This window comes from Rhodocytophaga rosea (genome assembly GCF_010119975.1).
Classification (GTDB): domain Bacteria; phylum Bacteroidota; class Bacteroidia; order Cytophagales; family 172606-1; genus Rhodocytophaga; species Rhodocytophaga rosea.
Window position 1 is genome coordinate 7,484,366 of sequence record NZ_CP048222.1, and the last position, 17,333, is coordinate 7,501,698.

The 17,333-nt window shown below is 40.6% G+C and carries 14 protein-coding genes; 9 read left to right on the forward strand and 5 right to left on the reverse strand.

All coding sequences use genetic code 11. The annotated features are described in order from the left end of the window. Window positions 1-226 precede the first annotated feature (226 nt). From GXP67_RS30700 to GXP67_RS38545, 9 genes are all read left to right on the forward strand, one after another. Entirely contained in the window at window positions 227-688 is a 462-nt protein-coding gene (locus GXP67_RS30700) for a (2Fe-2S)-binding protein (RefSeq protein WP_162446673.1), read from the forward strand. Between the two features lie 3 nt (window positions 689-691). Next, window positions 692-2,839 (forward strand): xanthine dehydrogenase family protein molybdopterin-binding subunit, encoded by a 2,148-nt coding sequence (locus tag GXP67_RS30705; protein ID WP_162446674.1) that lies wholly within the window; start codon window positions 692-694, stop codon window positions 2,837-2,839. Window positions 2,840-2,996: 157 nt separating this feature from the next. After that, window positions 2,997-3,548 (forward strand): cupin domain-containing protein, encoded by a 552-nt coding sequence (locus GXP67_RS30710; protein ID WP_162446675.1) that lies wholly within the window; start codon window positions 2,997-2,999, stop codon window positions 3,546-3,548. 25 nt (window positions 3,549-3,573) lie between these two features. Further along, window positions 3,574-4,407, forward strand: coding sequence for a helix-turn-helix domain-containing protein (locus tag GXP67_RS30715; protein WP_232064707.1), 834 nt, complete (start codon window positions 3,574-3,576; stop codon window positions 4,405-4,407). A gap of 124 nt (window positions 4,408-4,531) precedes the next feature. Next, on the forward strand, window positions 4,532-5,149 hold the full coding sequence (locus tag GXP67_RS30720; protein WP_162446677.1) for an NUDIX hydrolase: 618 nt from the start codon (window positions 4,532-4,534) through the stop codon (window positions 5,147-5,149). Between the two features lie 179 nt (window positions 5,150-5,328). Further along, window positions 5,329-6,963, forward strand: coding sequence for a TldD/PmbA family protein (locus GXP67_RS30725; RefSeq protein WP_162446678.1), 1,635 nt, complete (start codon window positions 5,329-5,331; stop codon window positions 6,961-6,963). Window positions 6,964-7,110: 147 nt separating this feature from the next. After that, a complete protein-coding gene (locus tag GXP67_RS30730) occupies window positions 7,111-8,448 on the forward strand; it encodes a TldD/PmbA family protein (RefSeq protein WP_162446679.1) in 1,338 nt (445 codons plus the stop codon). A gap of 194 nt (window positions 8,449-8,642) precedes the next feature. Beyond that, a complete protein-coding gene (locus GXP67_RS30735) occupies window positions 8,643-9,008 on the forward strand; it encodes a hypothetical protein (protein WP_162446680.1) in 366 nt (121 codons plus the stop codon). A gap of 156 nt (window positions 9,009-9,164) precedes the next feature. Beyond that, window positions 9,165-10,052: a sugar phosphate isomerase/epimerase family protein gene (locus GXP67_RS38545; protein ID WP_197901590.1), complete on the forward strand. Its 888-nt coding sequence runs from the start codon at window positions 9,165-9,167 to the stop codon at window positions 10,050-10,052. A 222-nt stretch (window positions 10,053-10,274) separates the two neighbouring features. Here the strand turns inward: GXP67_RS38545 and GXP67_RS30745 are convergent, their stop codons facing one another. The 5 genes from GXP67_RS30745 to GXP67_RS30765 all read right to left on the reverse strand — a co-directional run bounded on the left by GXP67_RS30745 (window position 10,275) and on the right by GXP67_RS30765 (window position 17,177). Continuing rightward, on the reverse strand, window positions 10,275-13,073 hold the full coding sequence (locus GXP67_RS30745; RefSeq protein ID WP_162446681.1) for a M16 family metallopeptidase: 2,799 nt from the start codon (window positions 13,071-13,073) through the stop codon (window positions 10,275-10,277). Between the two features lie 189 nt (window positions 13,074-13,262). Next, window positions 13,263-15,158 carry a T9SS type A sorting domain-containing protein gene (locus GXP67_RS30750; protein WP_162446682.1) on the reverse strand — a complete coding sequence of 632 codons (1,896 nt, stop codon included), beginning with the start codon at window positions 15,156-15,158 and terminating at the stop codon, window positions 13,263-13,265. A gap of 554 nt (window positions 15,159-15,712) precedes the next feature. Beyond that, the gene (locus GXP67_RS30755; RefSeq protein WP_162446683.1) at window positions 15,713-16,420 is read right to left on the reverse strand and encodes a head GIN domain-containing protein; all 708 of its coding nucleotides are present in this window, start codon (window positions 16,418-16,420) and stop codon (window positions 15,713-15,715) included. An 84-nt stretch (window positions 16,421-16,504) separates the two neighbouring features. Further along, window positions 16,505-16,732, reverse strand: a complete 228-nt coding sequence (locus GXP67_RS30760; RefSeq protein WP_162446684.1) for a Kazal-type serine protease inhibitor family protein — start codon at window positions 16,730-16,732, stop codon at window positions 16,505-16,507. 40 nt (window positions 16,733-16,772) lie between these two features. After that, window positions 16,773-17,177, reverse strand: coding sequence for a tellurite resistance TerB family protein (locus GXP67_RS30765; protein ID WP_162446685.1), 405 nt, complete (start codon window positions 17,175-17,177; stop codon window positions 16,773-16,775). Window positions 17,178-17,333: the final 156 nt, after the last annotated feature.

Here is a 17,333-nt window from a genome sequence, read left to right on the forward strand (position 1 = left end):
GAATCTGAACTAAACTGGTTGCATCAGGAAACTGAACTTGCCACTTTGCTTCAGCCGCCTGGTTACTTACAGCAGGTTACTAATACTGAGAGGATAATCCAAAAGAGCATTATTTTAACTACATATTGACTTTTATTTAGTTATCAATTTGTTAAAAACCTGTCTGTTTCTTTACATTCTGCCAGAAAATTTAGTAATTTGACTCCAAATCTAACCTTATAATCAAATGGCCAAGTATAAGTTACAAATAAACAACCGCAGCTACCAGGCTGATGTAGAGCCAGATACCCCTTTACTGTGGGTTTTGCGCGATCATCTGGGACTGGTGGGTACCAAATATGGCTGTGGCATTGCCCAGTGTGGTGCCTGTACCATTCACTTAAATGGCGAAGCTACCAGGTCTTGTATGCTGCCGGTTTCAGCGGTAGGTTCTGCAAAAGTTACCACTATTGAAGGACTTTCTGCAAAAGGCGATCATCCGGTGCAAGTAGCCTGGAATGAAGTGGATGTAGCCCAGTGCGGCTATTGCCAGGCCGGTCAGATTATGACTGCTGCTGCTTTTCTGAAAAAGAACCCTAAGCCTGCGCCTGAAGAAGTAGATGCCGCCATGCAGGGAAATATCTGCCGGTGTGGAACCTATCACCGCATCCGGGAAGCTGTACTTGTTGCCACCACCAAACGTAAATAAGCCATGTCAACTATACCTAATTCAAGCAGACGAAACTTTCTGAAACTGGCTGCTACGGCCGGTGGCGGATTATTCATAGGATTTAACTGGAGCACAAGCAGTGCCGCCCAGCTAGAAGTGCTCAATGGCGCTGCAGTTGCTGCAGGAACCATTGATTTTAACAGCTATTTGTCTATTGCTACCGATGGGGTAATTACCATTTATTCTCCAAATCCTGAAATAGGACAGAATATTAAAACCTCCTTTCCGATGGTGGTAGCTGAAGAGCTGGACGTAGATTTTTCCAAAGTAAAAATTGTACAAGCCGCTTTAGATGCTAAAAAATTTGAGCGTCAGCTTACCGGCGGGAGTGGGGCAGTTCCACATTCCTGGCAACGCTTACGGAAAGCTGGTGCTACTGCCAGGTATATGCTGATCGAAGCAGCTGCCAAACGCTGGAATGTACCTGCCGGTGAAATTACTACCGATAAAGGAGTGGTTTTGCACAAAGCTAGTGGAAAAAAACTGAGTTATGGTGAACTGGCCACCGAGGCATCTGCCATTCCGGTACCGGCAGAAGTAAAACTCAAAGACCGGAAAGATTTTAAAATTATCGGTACTTCTGTCAAAAATGTAGATAACCAGAATATTGCTACCGGCAAGCCTTTATTTGGCCTTGATTATTACAAGGAAGGAATGCTGTTTGCTATGGTGCAACGCCCATCTGCCTTTGGCCTGAAACTTAAATCTGTGGATTCGGCAGCAGCCAAAGCCATGCCTGGAATTGTAGATGTGGTTACATTCAAGAATAATGTAGCGGTGGTAGGAAAATCTACCTGGCAGGTAAAAAAGGCGAGGGAAGCCCTTAAAATTGAATATGAAAAGGAGGGTAATCTTGAAAGTACCACCGATCATAACCGCTTGTTTACCGAATTACTGGATAGTGGAGAAGCAACCATTCGCCGGAAAGATGGAGATGTAGATACAGCCTTTAAAAATGCGGCTAAAGTGATTAAAGGCGAATATCAGTGCCCATTCCTGCCGCATAGCCCGCTGGAACCCATGAATTTTTTTGCGCATGTGCGTCCGGATGGTGTTGAGTTAGTGGGGCCTACCCAGACACCGGAACTGGCCCGTACCGAAACAGCCAAACTGCTGGGTATAGCGCCTGAAAAAATCACCCTTGAACTGACCAGAATGGGAGGAGGCTTTGGCCGCCGCCTGAAAGCAGATTATGCGCTGGAAGCCGTAGAAGTATCCAGGCTGGTAAATGCACCTGTTAAGCTGATCTGGACCAGGGAAGATGATATGACCGGCGGAAGCTATCGTCCGGCCGTGCGGTATAGGTTTGAAGCGGCGCTGGATGCCCAGGGAAATATGGTTGGCTATAAACTCAGAGGGGTAGGTATTAATGCCGGAAACTGTACCAGGGAAAATAACTTCCCATCGGGTGCTGTGGACAACCTGCTGATTGATTCCGTAGAGCATAAATCTCCCATTACAACCGGAGCCTGGCGGGCACCTATTACCAACTTCCTGGCCTATGCCGAACAATCATTCATAGACGAAGTGGCGCAGGCAGCAGGAAAAGATCCGGTGCAGTTCCGTCTGGACCTGCTCGATAAGGCCAAAAAAGCACCTGTCGGAGAAATCAAATACGATATCGACCGTATGAAAGGGGTTATTCAACTGGCCGCAGAAAAATCTGGCTGGGGTAAAAAACCAGGTGTTTCACAAGGATTTAGTGTTTATTTCTCACATGCTTCCTATGTAGCCCAGGTAGGAGAGGTGGTGATGGAAAAAGGAAAACCTGTGTTGAAGAAAGTATATGCGGCTGCCGATTGTGGTATCGTGGTGAATATGAGCGGTGCCAAACAACAGGTAACCGGGGGAGTTATAGACGGACTAGGTCATGCGATGTATGGTAACATGAGCTTCAAAAATGGCGCTCCCGAGCAAACCAATTATAACAACTACCGCCTGATCCGCATCAATGAAATTCCACAGGTAGAAGTGCATTTTGTAGACAATGGCATCGACCCTACAGGCTTAGGCGAACCAGCTTTACCTCCTACTGGAGCCGCTGTTTCTAATGCTATTTTTAAAGCTACAGGTAAACGCCTGCGAAATCAGCCTTTTGCTGAACAGGAAGAGTTGAAAGGAATTTCCTAATTAGTTTATTGCATACGTTTAAAAAAAAAGCTACGGAACTCAAACCGTAGCTTTTTTTTTATTTCTTTTCAAAAATGACCAGTTTTTACCACCAGTCAACAGGCATGGAGTCTGATATTTACATAACAGATTTATTCTTTCACAAAACCTTACTGTTATGCTACGCAGAAATTTTATTCAAACCAGCCTGGTGGCGGTTCCCCTGGTAAGCTTATCAACCCTGACAGAAGCCGGAATTAAACCAGCTATACAAAGTTTTATAGTTAAAGGTGGAGAAGACCGTTTTAATGAACCGATTTTGTACCGGGGTATAAATCCGAATCTGGTGAAAATTTCAGGCAAAGATACAGGTGGCCAACTGGCTATTTTTGAATATATTGGCTTAGAAAAAATGGGTCCTCCCATGCATGTGCATTACAAGCAGGATGAAATATTTTATGTAGTGGAAGGTGAATATCTGTTTCAGGTAGGAGAGGAGCAGCACCGCTTGAAAGAAGGAGATACAATTTTTCTCCCCAGAAATATACCACATACCTGGCTTCAGCTCAGCGATAAAGGAAAATTGACCTATCAGGTACAACCGGCCGGAAAAATGGAGGAATTCTTTAAACAGATGAACGCCATCGAAGGAATACCCACTGAAGATCAAATCCGGAAAGTACATCTGGCGCATGACCTGAAAGTGCTCGGTCCACCTTTGTCTTTGTAAATAGTACCCCTTAACTAAACCGGTGATGATTGTTTTTGATTACAGATTGCCAAGTCCCGGCTTAAGAGAATACGTCAGGCAATTTCAGATTGTAGGCTTTGAGTTTAAGGAGTCGGAAACGGTTCCCTGGAAGCCCTACTGGCCAAGGCCTGAAACCTGCTTGTCTTTTTATCCAAGGAAAACGGAAATTATAGAATCAGCGGATGGAAATAAAGAGGTACTCAGTTCCCGTGCCATCATCCGGGGGCAATACCATTCTATTACCAACCGGCAACCCAATAAGAATTTCGTGCTATTTCAGGTGGTTTTTCAGCCTGGGGCTTTGTTCCGCCTCACCGGTATTCCTGTTGATTTGTTTACGGATAAATATATAGATGCAGAATCGGTATTTCAGCCCGAAATCGGCCGGGTAAACGAGCGTTTGAGCAGTACTGACAATCATATGGAAATGATTTGGATTGTAGAAACTTTTCTGTATGCACTAGTTAATCAAGTGAAATATGATGTAAAGCCAGTGGATAAGGTGAGCCATTACCTGCTACAAAACCCTAACAAACTCTCCTTTGACTGGCTGGCGGATGAAGCTTGTTTGAGCCGCAAACAGTTTTACCGCAAGTTTGTAGAACGGATGGGCGTAAGTCCAAAAGCATACACCCGTATTATCCGCTTTGATCAGGCCGTAAAAATCAAAAATGCAAACCCGGAACTCGACTGGCTGAGTATAAGCTTACAAGCAGGCTATTATGATTATCAGCACATGGTAAAGGATTTTAAAGAATTTACCAGCCTTACTCCCACAGAGTTTTATTTAATGGACAGCCATGCCCCTGAACGGAAGTTTGGAAAGAAGGAGACCTGAGTCCAGGATAAAATCCCTATCGCCAGATATATAGTGCAAAAAACATTCAAAATATACTCACAAAAGCTACGGAAACTACCCGTAGCTTTTTTACATTTATGCCCTCAACTCAATGTTAATTCTTATGATTAATAAATGGCTGGCGTATGCCCAGCGGATTCAATCCATTGCCCAGGCTGGCTTAACGTATGCCCAAAATGATTACGATGTAGAACGCTACCAGGAACTGCGGGATATGAGCGTATCCATGATGGCAGATCTTTCCGGCGCAGAAATAACTTTGATTCAAAACCTGTTTGCCAGCGAAACCGGTTATCAGACACCTAAAGTAGATATCCGGGGCGTAGTGTTCCAGGAAGGAAAAATTCTGATGGTGCACGAAAAAATAGACGGACACTGGTCCTTGCCCGGCGGCTGGGCAGATATCGGCTATTCTCCCGGTGAAGTGGTAGTAAAAGAGGTGCAGGAAGAAGCGGGGCTGATCGTAAAGCCTATTCGTTTGCTGGCTTTATTTGATAAAAAATGCCATCCGCATCCACCTTCTCCATATTATACCTATAAGCTTTTTATTCTCTGCGAAGCAATCAGTGGCAGTATTCAGGCAGGTATGGAAACACATGGAGTTGGTTTTTTTGGCAGAGAGGAATTGCCTCCGCTTTCTGTGGAAAGAAATACGGCTTCACAGATTGCCACCATGTTTGAATTTCTGGATAATCCTCAAAAAACAGTCATGCTTGATTGAAAATAAATATGGTTTAATGAGCAGAATGAAGTAATGCAATTACTATCTTTTGATAGAACCAAAAAGGTAGTCAAAAGGGTAAATTATGCCCTTTTCTGGTAAAATCACCCAGAATGCGCTTTTGTTAATTTCTGAAAATAATTATATTACAGAACACGAACCATCTAACAATTATTGCCTTGAATAGAAGAGACTTTTTGCAAGTTGCCGGCATGGGAACAGCCGCCATGTGGATACCACTTTCTGCGATGAGCCGGCCCATTTCTCCGGAGTTGCTGTTGCAGCCGATGGATATAGCCAAAAATAAACGATTAGCCGATGCTGCGCTGAATGCAGCCAAAAGTAAAGGCGCGACTTACGCCGATGTCCGCATCGGACGGTACCTGAACCAGTTTGTAATTACCAGGGAGGATAAGGTCCAAAATATAGTCAATACGGAATCCTACGGGGTAGGCATCCGGGTAATTGCCGATGGCTGCTGGGGATTTGCCGCAGTGGTAGATGCCAATGATGAAAAAACAACGGCACAAGCGGCAGAGCAGGCAGTAGCCATTGCGAAGGCGAATGCCAGATTGCAGACCGAACCAGTGCAACTGGCACCGCAGAAAGGGGCAGGTGAGGTAAGCTGGAAATCACCGATCAAAAAAAATGCTTTCGAAATACCAATCAAGGAAAAAGCGGATTTGTTGCTTTCGGCTAATGCAGCAGCCATGAAAAATGGCGCTAATTATGTAAATTCCTTGTTGTTCCTGGTAAACGAACAAAAATATTTTGCTTCCACAGATGGTTCTTATATTGATCAGGATGTACATCGCATCTGGCCGGTATTTACGGTAACGGCGATTGACGAAGCCAGCGGAAAGTTTGAAACCCGCGATTCCCTCAGTGCTCCGATGGGTTTAGGCTACGAATACATGGCTACTAATCCCAAAGATAAAGTAAGCGGCATTACCACCAGGTATAACACTGGTTATGATATTCTGGAAGACATTACGGCTGCTGCCAAACAAGCCAAAGAAAAACTGAAAGCCAAATCAGTGGAAGCTGGAAAATACGACCTGGTACTTGATCCATCTCATCTCTGGCTTACCATTCACGAATCGGTTGGCCATCCGCTGGAGCTCGACCGGGTACTGGGCTACGAAGCCAATTTTGCCGGAACCAGTTTTGCCACCCTCGATAAATGGAAAACCAAATCGTTTAAATACGGCAGCAATCTGGTGAATTTATTTGCAGATAAGTTACAGCCAGGTTCGCTGGGTGCAGTTGCTTACGATGACGAAGGGGTAAAAACCAAACGCTGGGATCTGGTGAAAGAAGGCGTGCTGGTAAACTATCAGGCCATCCGCGATCAGGCACATATTATCGGTGAAAAAGAATCGCATGGCTGCTGCTATGCCGACAGCTGGAGTTCTGTGCAGTTTCAGCGGATGCCTAATGTTTCGCTAGCCGCCGGAAAAACACCGCTGAGTGTAGATGATATGATCAAGGATGTAAAAAAAGGTATTTATATTATTGGAGATGGTTCGTTCTCAATCGACCAGCAACGGTATAATTTCCAGTTTGGTGGGCAGTTGTTTTATGAGATTAAGGACGGAAAAATTGCTGGCATGCTCAAAGATGTGGCCTATCAGTCCAATACGCAGGAATTCTGGAATTCGTGTGCCAAGATCTGTGACGAAAGGGATTACCGCCTGGGTGGTTCGTTCTTCGATGGTAAAGGACAGCCGCCGCAATCGAGTGCGGTTTCTCATGGCAGTGCCACAGCCCGTTTCAACGGGGTAAATGTGATCAATACTGCCCGGAAGATTTAGCCTTTGACTCACAGATACACAGTCATTGGATTTACTTCCCTGATCTGTAATCTGTCTTTTGCCCAATATTCCTCCTTATTATTTTCGAAATGAAAATAATTTTTCTTGCATAACGAATAACCCACAACCATCAACGAAAAACAATGTATGTCAGTCATATTATCTAAAGAAGAAGCACAGACCCTGCTGAAAAAAATACTAAGTTATTCCAAAGCAGAAACATGCGAAGTAAATATATTAGGTGAAGAACGGGGAAATATCCGGTATGCCCGCAATACGGTTTCTACCAGCGGTTCGCTCATCAATAAAAACATCTCTGTTCAATCTTCGTTTGGGAAAAAGGTAGGTATTGCTACCATCGACGAGTTCGATGATGCCTCTATCGAAAAAGTAGTGCGCCGTTCGGAAGAACTTGCCCAACTGGCTCCTGAAAATCCTGAATTTGTGCTGCCCTTAGGACCGCAACAATACCTCGAATCAAATGGATATGCTGAGGCAACAGCCAATGTTGTACCTGCTTCCAGAGCGGAAGCCGTGGGTAAAAGCCTTGAACTCACCAGGGCTCAAAACCTGACCGGGGCAGGTTTTCTGGAAAACCGTAAAGGGTATACAGCTATGATGAATTCTAAAGGCTTGTTTGCCTACTATCCCAGCACGAGTGTAGAGTTCTCACTTACGGTTCGTACCCAGGAAGGCACAGGCTCAGGTTACGTTTCGCGGGGATATAATGATTTTAGCAAGCTGGATACAGCGGCTGCTTCCAATATTGCTATTGGCAAGGCCAAAAATTCCGTAAATGCCAAAGCCATTGAACCGGGAAAGTATACGGTTATTCTTGAGCCGGCTGCTGGTGCTGTATTACTCGAAAATCTGTTTTTTGGACTGGATGCCAGAAGTGCTGATGAAGGACGCAGTTTTTTAAGTAAACCCGGCGGAAAAACCAAATTAGGTGAAAAGCTGGTAGATGAACGGATAAATATCTACTCCGACCCACAATATGCCGAATTACCTACAGCTCCCTGGGCTGGTGATGGCAGAAAACTGGAAAAAACCAGCTGGATTGAAAAAGGAGTAGTAAAGAACTTAACTTATTCCAGATACTGGGCGGAGAAAAAGGGAGTTACAGCAACACCACCGCCCAATGGTATTATTATGGAAGGGGGCACTGCCAGCCTGGATGAACTGATTAAAAGTACTCCTAAAGGCATATTAGTCACCAGGTTGTGGTACATCCGTTCAGTAGACCCCCAGACTTTGTTGCTGACCGGCCTAACCAGAGACGGGACGTTTTACATTGAAAATGGAAAAATTGCGTATCCGGTAAAGAATTTCCGCTTCAATGAAAGTCCGGTGATCATGCTCAATAACCTGGAAGCCCTGGGCAAATCAGAACGGACAGTGAGTGGAGAATCTTTCCAGAACTATATGATCCCACCCATGAAAATCCGTGACTTTACCTTTACCAGCTTATCCGATGCTGTGTAATGTATGCTGTTTGAGTTGTATGTTTAGAAAGTATTCTAATACATAGACTATTATACAAGTTTTATTTAAGTTATGGTTGAATAACCCACAAGTATTTGAAAAAATCTTGTGGGTTATTTATGTGTACTGCCCTCTTAAGACAAAGAGATTAGGTGGTAGTTTATTCTTAAGTTAAAGTTATTTCTAATCCTACGATGGAAACAAATAACAAAACTCTGCCAGAAAATTATAATCAGATAAAACAAGATATGGTTCTGCATTTATTAAATACAGAAAGAAGTATAGAAGAAGGAGAATCAAATTCAATTTTCGGCTGGCTTAAATCATTTATGTACCACTTATCAAGTAATGGATGGACTAGATTTCATATTTATACCCTTATTTTAGATACAATAGAAAACACTTCAAAACTCGATGAAGATATAATTACTGATCTAATTGAATATGAAACAGCTTTAACAGGATTTTGTGCCCCTGAATGTACTATTCGATTGGCAAATGATCCTGATGATATTAATGATCTGAATAATTATGTTGGAAGCGGTATATGGAAAGAATAATCTTGTTAATTAAGACCGATAAATAAATATTGAAATTGATTCTGAATTATAATCCGTTTTATCAATTGAGTAGTTATTGAATTTATACAGATGAAAAATAGTATAGAAAAGAGCTTGTTTTCGAGCGATAATCTTAGAAAAATATCTATAAGGTCAATGTACTTTGTAACGTGTATTACATTCCTTATAAGCTGTACCTCTCCTCAGCAGCAAAGCCAGGTCAAATCTGCTTCCATTTATTCCCGTGATAATCTGGTAGCCTGGTGTATTGTACCATTCGATGTGAAAGAAAGAGGACCTGTAGAACGGGCTCAGATGCTGAATAACCTGGGCATCACTAAGCTAGCCTACGACTGGCGTGAGAAACATATTTCTACCTTTGATCAGGAGCTGGAAGCATTAAAAAAACACCGGATCAAACTGCAATCTTTCTGGCTATATTCCGGGCCAAACCCCGAAAATGATCCCAATCTGAAAATTATAGTAGATCTGCTGAAACGCCATCAGGTAAAAACTGAAATATGGTGTTTGATAGGAGGTATCAAGGGACTTGATACAATGAGCCAGGAAGAAAAAGTGAAGGCGCATGCCAAACCTATCCAATACATTGCCCAACAAGCGGCTGAAATTGGTTGTAGGGTAGGTTTATATAATCATGGTGGATGGTACGGCGAACCTGAAAACCAACTGGGCATTATTGAGTACCTAAAAATGCCAAACATCGGAATTGTCTATAATTTTCACCATGCCGAGGAACATATTGACCGTTTTCCGGAGTTTTTTCCTAAAATACTTCCACACCTTATGGCCCTTAACCTTTCTGGCCTCAGAAAAGGGAGTCCGGTGAGAGTAGTTCCGATTGGGGAAGGAGACGGTGAGCAAAAAATGATGCAGGTTGTAAAAGAAAACAATTACCAGGGACCAATCGGTATTATCAATGAAGATACTGCTCCAGATGCAGAAATTGGTCTGAGGATGAATATCGAAGGATTAAAAAAAGTATTGGTTCAAATGGGTGATACGGTTGCGATAAAATCTTATTGATCCCAGCATTAAGCACTATAATTAAGTAAATATCGTGGTTATTAGTTATAACCTTAACAAATCAGCATGATATTTATATATTGATTCGTTTGTTAAAGTATTAGTTGAGTTATGTATTATATAAAGTATTTATATTCAAAGATTTATAATTAAACAACCAACTCCTTTAAATAACAAAACCGGATAGGAAGTAATCCCTATCCGGTTTTGTTCATGACCATATTAATTCTTATTAGCAGCTCCTTGTGGCTTTCCTTCTTTATCAATACTGCCTGCCATTACTACAACCATTTTAGAGGGGTCAATGTATTTTTTCATAGCTGCATTTACTTCTGCTAACGTAAGGGCTTCAATCCGGGCAGGAAATTCATCGAGATAACTGATAGGTAATCCGGCTTGTATGGTATTAAGTATCTCATTAGCAATTCCGCCAGTTGTAGATAATTCCACCTTAAATGAACCCACAATATTCATTTTTTTGTCTTGCAGGTCTTTTTCTGATATTCCTTCTTTTATCCACCGGTTAAATTCACGCATGGTAGAAGCATACCCTTTGTCAAGTAATTCTGGAGCAAATTGCCCTGTTACTCCAAAGTATCCATCTGAAAATACATCGCCGGTATGATAAGAATATATCCCATAGGTTAAACCTTCGTCATCACGGATGATTGACATAAGACGGCCGGTAAATCCACCGCCACCTAATACCTGGTTTCCAACAAAAAGCGGCAAATAGTCTTTATCAGTTTGTTTAAGACCAGTAGCCATTCCAATCGCCAGGGTAGCACTGGCTTTTTCTTTCATTTCTACCACTACCTTTTTTTCAGCTGGCGCATGTGTGGCTTTTGCAATCGCAGGATAAGTAATTCCTCCACTGAAACCCTGTAGTGCATTTGAAACTAATTTTTGAAATACAGGCACCTCTACATCACCAACGGCTACAATAATCATAGAAGCCGGTCCGTAGTATTTTTTATGGAAAGCTCTAATATCACTACCTGTGATCTTGTCAATATCCTTTAAGGATTGTTCTACTGACACCGGATAATTGGGATGGGTTTTAGGATATAACTGCGCCAGTAAGGCCTGGTTTGCCATAAAATTTGTTTTCTCGGTATTCTGCTGAATACTGGCCTTCAGTTGTTTTTTTAACTTATCAATTTCTTCGTCTTTGAAAGCAGGAAATTTTAATTGTTCCTCAATCAGGCCTATAACTATAGGAAGGTCTTTTTTCAGACATTTGGCATTAAAATTCAGGGTGTGCCTGGTGATATTAAAACTGATACTCGCTCCTATATTTTCCAGCTGTTCTGCAATATCAAATTTGCTTTTTTTGATGGTGCCTTTATCCAGCATGCTCCCGACAAAATGCGCCAGTTTTGAATTGTCAGCCGGACTAGTAGTTTCGCCAGCATATATACTTCCGGTAAGGGTAACCACATCCTTTACATCTGTTTTCATGGCATATACTTTGGCCCCATTTATTTGTTTAAACTGCACCTGCGAAGCAAAAGTATTGCCTGGTAATACCTTACTATTCTTCTGACCGGGAACTTGCTGATCATGCTTATCTGCTGATTCCAAATAAGTTAACGCAGGGTTGCGATAATATAAGGGAGTTTGGACGGATTCACGGTTCTTTGCCGGTGAATTTATAATGGCAGTACTGCCTTCTTCAGCTTTAGGGATAAAATAACCAACCGTACTTTTATCTGTAAGCAGGTATTTTCTGGCAGCTGCCTGTACTTGTATTGGCTGAACTTTCTGAATGTTATCATTAAAATTTACATAAAATGTCCAGTCGCCCATAGCTATGGCTTCATTGATCTGAGAGGCCAGAGAGTAAGACCCATCACTTTGATACGCTTTCTGCGTAATGATTTTGTTTATAGCCCGGCTTACTTCCTGTGCAGTTACTCCGGAAGCCTTTATCTTTTCGAATTCATCCAGAATTATTTTCTCTACATCTTCTTGTTTAATGCCAGGTGTCAGATATACATAGGGGATGAATAATCCTTCATCTTTAAATATATCATATGAAGGATTAATTGTGGTTGCTAAACCTTTATCGACTAGTGCCTTATAGAGTCTGCTGGTTTTATCTTCTGCCAGAATGCTCACAAGAACTTTCATTGGATAGGTATCCTGTTCTAATCCCTTAGGGGTTTTATATGCTATACCTACCATTCCCAATTGACCTGCCCGTTTTACAATCATCCGGCGCTGTCCCTGTTGCTCAGGTTCCTGGGTATATACCTGCGGGATAGGTTTAGGAGAAGCGGCGATAGCACCAAAGTGTTTTTTAATGTATTCCAATGCCTGACTCTCTGAAAAGTCGCCGATTAAAGTAATGGTGGCATTATTAGGCCAGTAATAAGTATCATAAAAAGCTTTTAGTTTTTCAATAGGCACCTTTTCAATATCGCTGCGCCAGCCGATGGTTGAGTGGTGGTATGGGTGTGCCTGATAGGCAGTTGCCCATATTTGTTTATCAAGCGCATACAGCGGATCATTTTCTCCCTGTTCAAATTCATTACGTACCACTGTCATCTCAGCTTGCCGGTCTTCCTCATTGATAAATGCATTTCTCATGCGGTCAGCTTCAATTTTTATAGCCAGTTCCAGGTGGGTGTTGGGTAAGCTTTCAAAATAATTGGTTCTGTCCAGCCAGGTGGTGGCATTGACCATAGCACCAGCTTTGCCAAATTCGATATCAATGGAAGTGCCGTCTTTTTTGTTAAAAGTAGGGGAGCCTTTGAACATCAGGTGTTCAAGCAGGTGGGTTGAACCTGTGTTTCCTGTTACTTCGTCCCGGGAACCTACCTTGTAGGTAACCATAAAAGTGAGAACCGGAGCAGTGTGGTCTTCTTTGAGCAGTATTACCAAACCATTACTTTCCAGCTTAAACTCTTTGATTCCACCCAGTTCTTTCACCTGGGTATAACCGGCCGGAAGTTTTTGCCCTGAAAGAGAATACACCAGGCATAAAAATAGTAGAAAAAAGAGGGTATATTTTTTCATGGGTTGGTTCTAGTTGTTCAACTAAAATTAATAAAATATCAGCCAGTTACAAGCTAAAAAAACGATAATCAGCGGGTGATTTTCACCTGGAGCAAAGCTTATATTTAGAGAAGTAATTTCGTTCTACAGAATAAGAATGACAAAAGCCTGCAATTCGCAGGCTTTTGTCAGTATAAGCATAAAGGTTTGTTAAGGTACTATTATTTTTTTGTTGATTACCTGATTTTCTTGCTGTAAACTCACTATATATAAGCCACTGGCAATTACTGGCAGGGTTACTGTTTGAGTAGCACCTGTAGTATGTTCGGAAATAGAATTACTCCACACTAGTACACCTTTGCTATCATGCAAGGTTAATATACCCTTTTGTGAACCTTCCTGGCCATAGGAAATATGGATCTGATTGCTTTCCGGGGAATATACAAACGTGTTGCTTATCGTGCTATTGGTATGAATGGCAATTGTTTTGGAATACTCAAATTTGTTATCTAAATCAGTCTGTTTTAGGCGGTAATATGTTACTCCATTGTATGGACTAGCATCTATGGCTGAATATTTACGTATTTCCTGGCTATTCCCTGCTCCATCTACTTCTATGAAAATATCAAAGTGAATTCCATCTGCTGATTTTTCAATGGTAAAATAATCGTTGTTCACTTCTTTGGCGGTTGCCCAGCTGAATTGTACTTCTTTACTAACAAGATTAGCTTTGAAATAAAGCAGTTCGATAGGGAGAGCATTGACAATTGATCCCAAAGTATATATATAGGTTGTTTGACTATTGTTGGTAGCTTCAGTAGCAGTAACTCTTCTTTTATTTTCATTATGAAGTTTACCACCTTTATTTTCCCATAGATTATTTCTGTAATTGGCAACCACAAGGTTAGTATAGTAATCTAGGTATCCAGCTGGCCCACTGGCAGGAGTATCCCAACTCAATACAATTCTGGCATTAGAACCATTACCAGTATTGCCTTTTGTAAGTGTCCAGTGTTCATAAACGTTAACAGTTCCATTGATTGGTTTACCTCCAGCATTAGATGCGGGATTCGTATTAATACTGGTAGGATTATAAGGATTTCCTAAAAAATACTCTCCAATAAAACTTACAATGCTATTTGAAAGTTCTGAAATACCTATTGGCCTATAAAATCCATTCTTACCCGTTGGGAGTGTAAACGCATCATCGCCTGTCTTTTGAACAGATCCATTCACATAACTCGTATTTTTAGCTTCTCCCTGAGTAATAATGCCGGTAATGTTGTCTCTAGTCCGGAAGGTAGTATTATCATTAAATATCAATGGGTAGGCAGCAGAACTATTTATGATTCCATTATAAAATGAAACGCTTCCTGTAGATACCGGGTTAGTTAAATTCTTTCCAATACTCACCTTGGAATCTAATCTTATATTACCTATTGGTTTATCTATTGTTAGGTTATAAAATTCATGTTTTCCGATAATAGGATTGGCATATATTGATTGTGTTTCACCAATTCCATTAAATGTAACGCTGCCTCTTCCTGCGATAAAAGTACCTTTGCCATTCCAGTTTCCTTTAACCTCTATTTTATAATTGTTAGTAGAGACATCAAGAATACTATTGTCTTCGATTATAATATTGTTTGCAAATAAGGGTGCGCCCAATGTACATTTTAATGAATTATTAAATATGACCGTTCCTAGCAATGGTGTGCCAGCTGTAATTATCTGTTCATTAATTCCTTTAAATTCGATAGTTCCTGTAAACTGGTTTACTACATTTTCTTCTAACAAAAGGGAACCATAGATGCTTAGATAACCATTGCCGTCTATTTTTGGGTCTTTCCCTCCTGATGTGGCTTGAGTCCAGTCCATGTTGCGGCAAGCTGCATTGTTTATATTGATTTCTAGAACCATGTCATTGGCTAGGTCAAATGAATTCTCATCAAAATAAACGTCATTATTTTGACCAGGTAATATTGTTGCAGGATATGTGAATACACCTGAACTTCCTCTTGGCCTGGTTTTCCAGTTTTCTAAATTATCCCAGCTTTTATCAATTACTGCTCCTACCCAATGATAATCTAGAACCTGTCCATACATTTGGCTTGCGGTTATACATAAGAAGCAGTTAAGAATTAAAACTTGTATTATCCTTTTCATATATTTCGTCTTTATTACAAAATCCGTCAGAACCTTACTTAAATGCTTTTTAAGTTTACCTCAGTAATTTTCACAATCTTTATTTTATGTAAATATAATTTATACTGTATTTTTAATTAACAAATTCCTTTGATTTTCAATTGATTAACTAAATAGTTAATGATGTAATCTCAGATTATAGGTGTTATAACTGCACTCAATACATGAATCCTCTACCTTAGGCTAAAAGTAACTTTTAGAGTAGATTTAGTGGTTTGAAAAAATTTATATAAAAAAAAGCAAAAAAAAGCACATGGAAAAATGAGGAGGTGTAGTCACCTTTTAAAACCTAATTTTCCGTAATAATTATACAGAAAAATATAATTGCTTTGAATTATTAAGATTAATTGAATAAAAAAGCCTGGCAATTTGCCAGGCTCGTTTCAATTAGTGCTATACAGATACCAAAAATTACCTAATTAGTAGATGAAAATGTATTTTAGTTATTATTTGAGTTAATCAGCAGATTTTACTGAACCCAGGAAACCTGAGGAATTTTTAATCACATTCCGGGGATTGCCTTTGTAACGGATAGCCCCAACACCACTTGCACTTGCATTCAATTCCTCGGTAGTATATACCCGAACATTACCTACACCACTTAATTCTACATTGGCTTTTTCACTTTTCAACTCAAAACCGTTGTAATTACCAGCACCGCTCATTTGAATCGTTTGCGTTCTGGCTTGTCCTTTCATTTCTACATTCCCCGCACCAGACATATCTACACTCAGCGTATTCACTTTTAAGTCCATATTAACATTTCCTGCTCCGCTGATATCTAATTCAAATTTATCAGCTTCCAGCACCGATTCTGTTTTAATATTGCCGGCTCCATTCCACGACAGTCGTTTTAGCTGGGTATACGTTAGATAAACTACCGATTTGCTGTCAAAATCTTTGTACTTAAACTTTTTATCAGCGAGTTCTACATGCAAGGTATTATTGCGGACTTCGGTAATAATATCTTCCGGGGCTAAATCTTCGGTTTCAATAGTTAAGGCAGATTGATCTCCTTTTTTGAGGTGTATTTCAAAGGGACCGCTTAGTTCTACTTTGTCAAAAGAGCCAATTTTTCGGGTAACTGTATTTTCCTGGGCAAAGCTGTTAAGGCTGTACAAACCAGATAATAGTAGGGATAAAAAAAGTGTACGGATTTTCATATTTGAACAGTATATAGGTAGATGATGGATTCGTTTCAATAAGATGAATACGAATCCGGGAAGGTTGCACCAGATGGAAAATATTTATCTTCCGGTAGAGTCGGTTTTACATTCTCCTTCTGTAAAAGTAGTTACACCACTATTGGTAGCCATACAATCATTAGAATAGGTTTTGCCATCGCAGCCGCAAACTGGTTTGTAAACCTGTACACACATCACATCTTCCTTTATCTTGCTCTGGTCGATACAATCTGCCTGATTGCGTGCAGTGGTACAGGCACTTAGCCATACTATACACAATACATATTTCATCAAATTGAAAATTTAATTTTTTAATTATCTATTATTTAGATTAGCCCATACTTTTGATGTTGATTACTTCCTGAATTTTAGCTGCCTGGTTTTCGTCTATCTCCAGAACTTTTTTCAGGTAGGAAGCCAGTTGCCGTTCATTGGCATGAAAGTTTTTATCTGCCAGGAAAATTTCCATGGCATGGGCATAGATTGTAAGCTTTAAATGAGGGCTGATATGCATGGCAGACATCTCAATTAACTTGAATGAATTATACCCGATAAACTGGTAGGTAGATTGTACTTTGGTATAAATTTCCAGAATATTTATATCAGTATACAGTTTCTTTTTAGATAAGATATACGTCATTTCTTTCAATTCCAGATCAGATACGTGGTTGTCTGCTGACATACAGGCGTATATAATAGCTAAAAATGCTTCTCTCTCATTCTCGATTTCTGGCATTTAAGTAGAATACAGGTTAGTAGATAGTGTCTTTTAAGTTAAAAGCAAAATTGCAAAGCTGTAGATATAAGTCAGATCGTTTCAGTTTACAAGTACAAAAGTAACTAAAACTAAAAGCTCGTACAGTGCTTCGGGAAGTATGTACGTTCATAATGA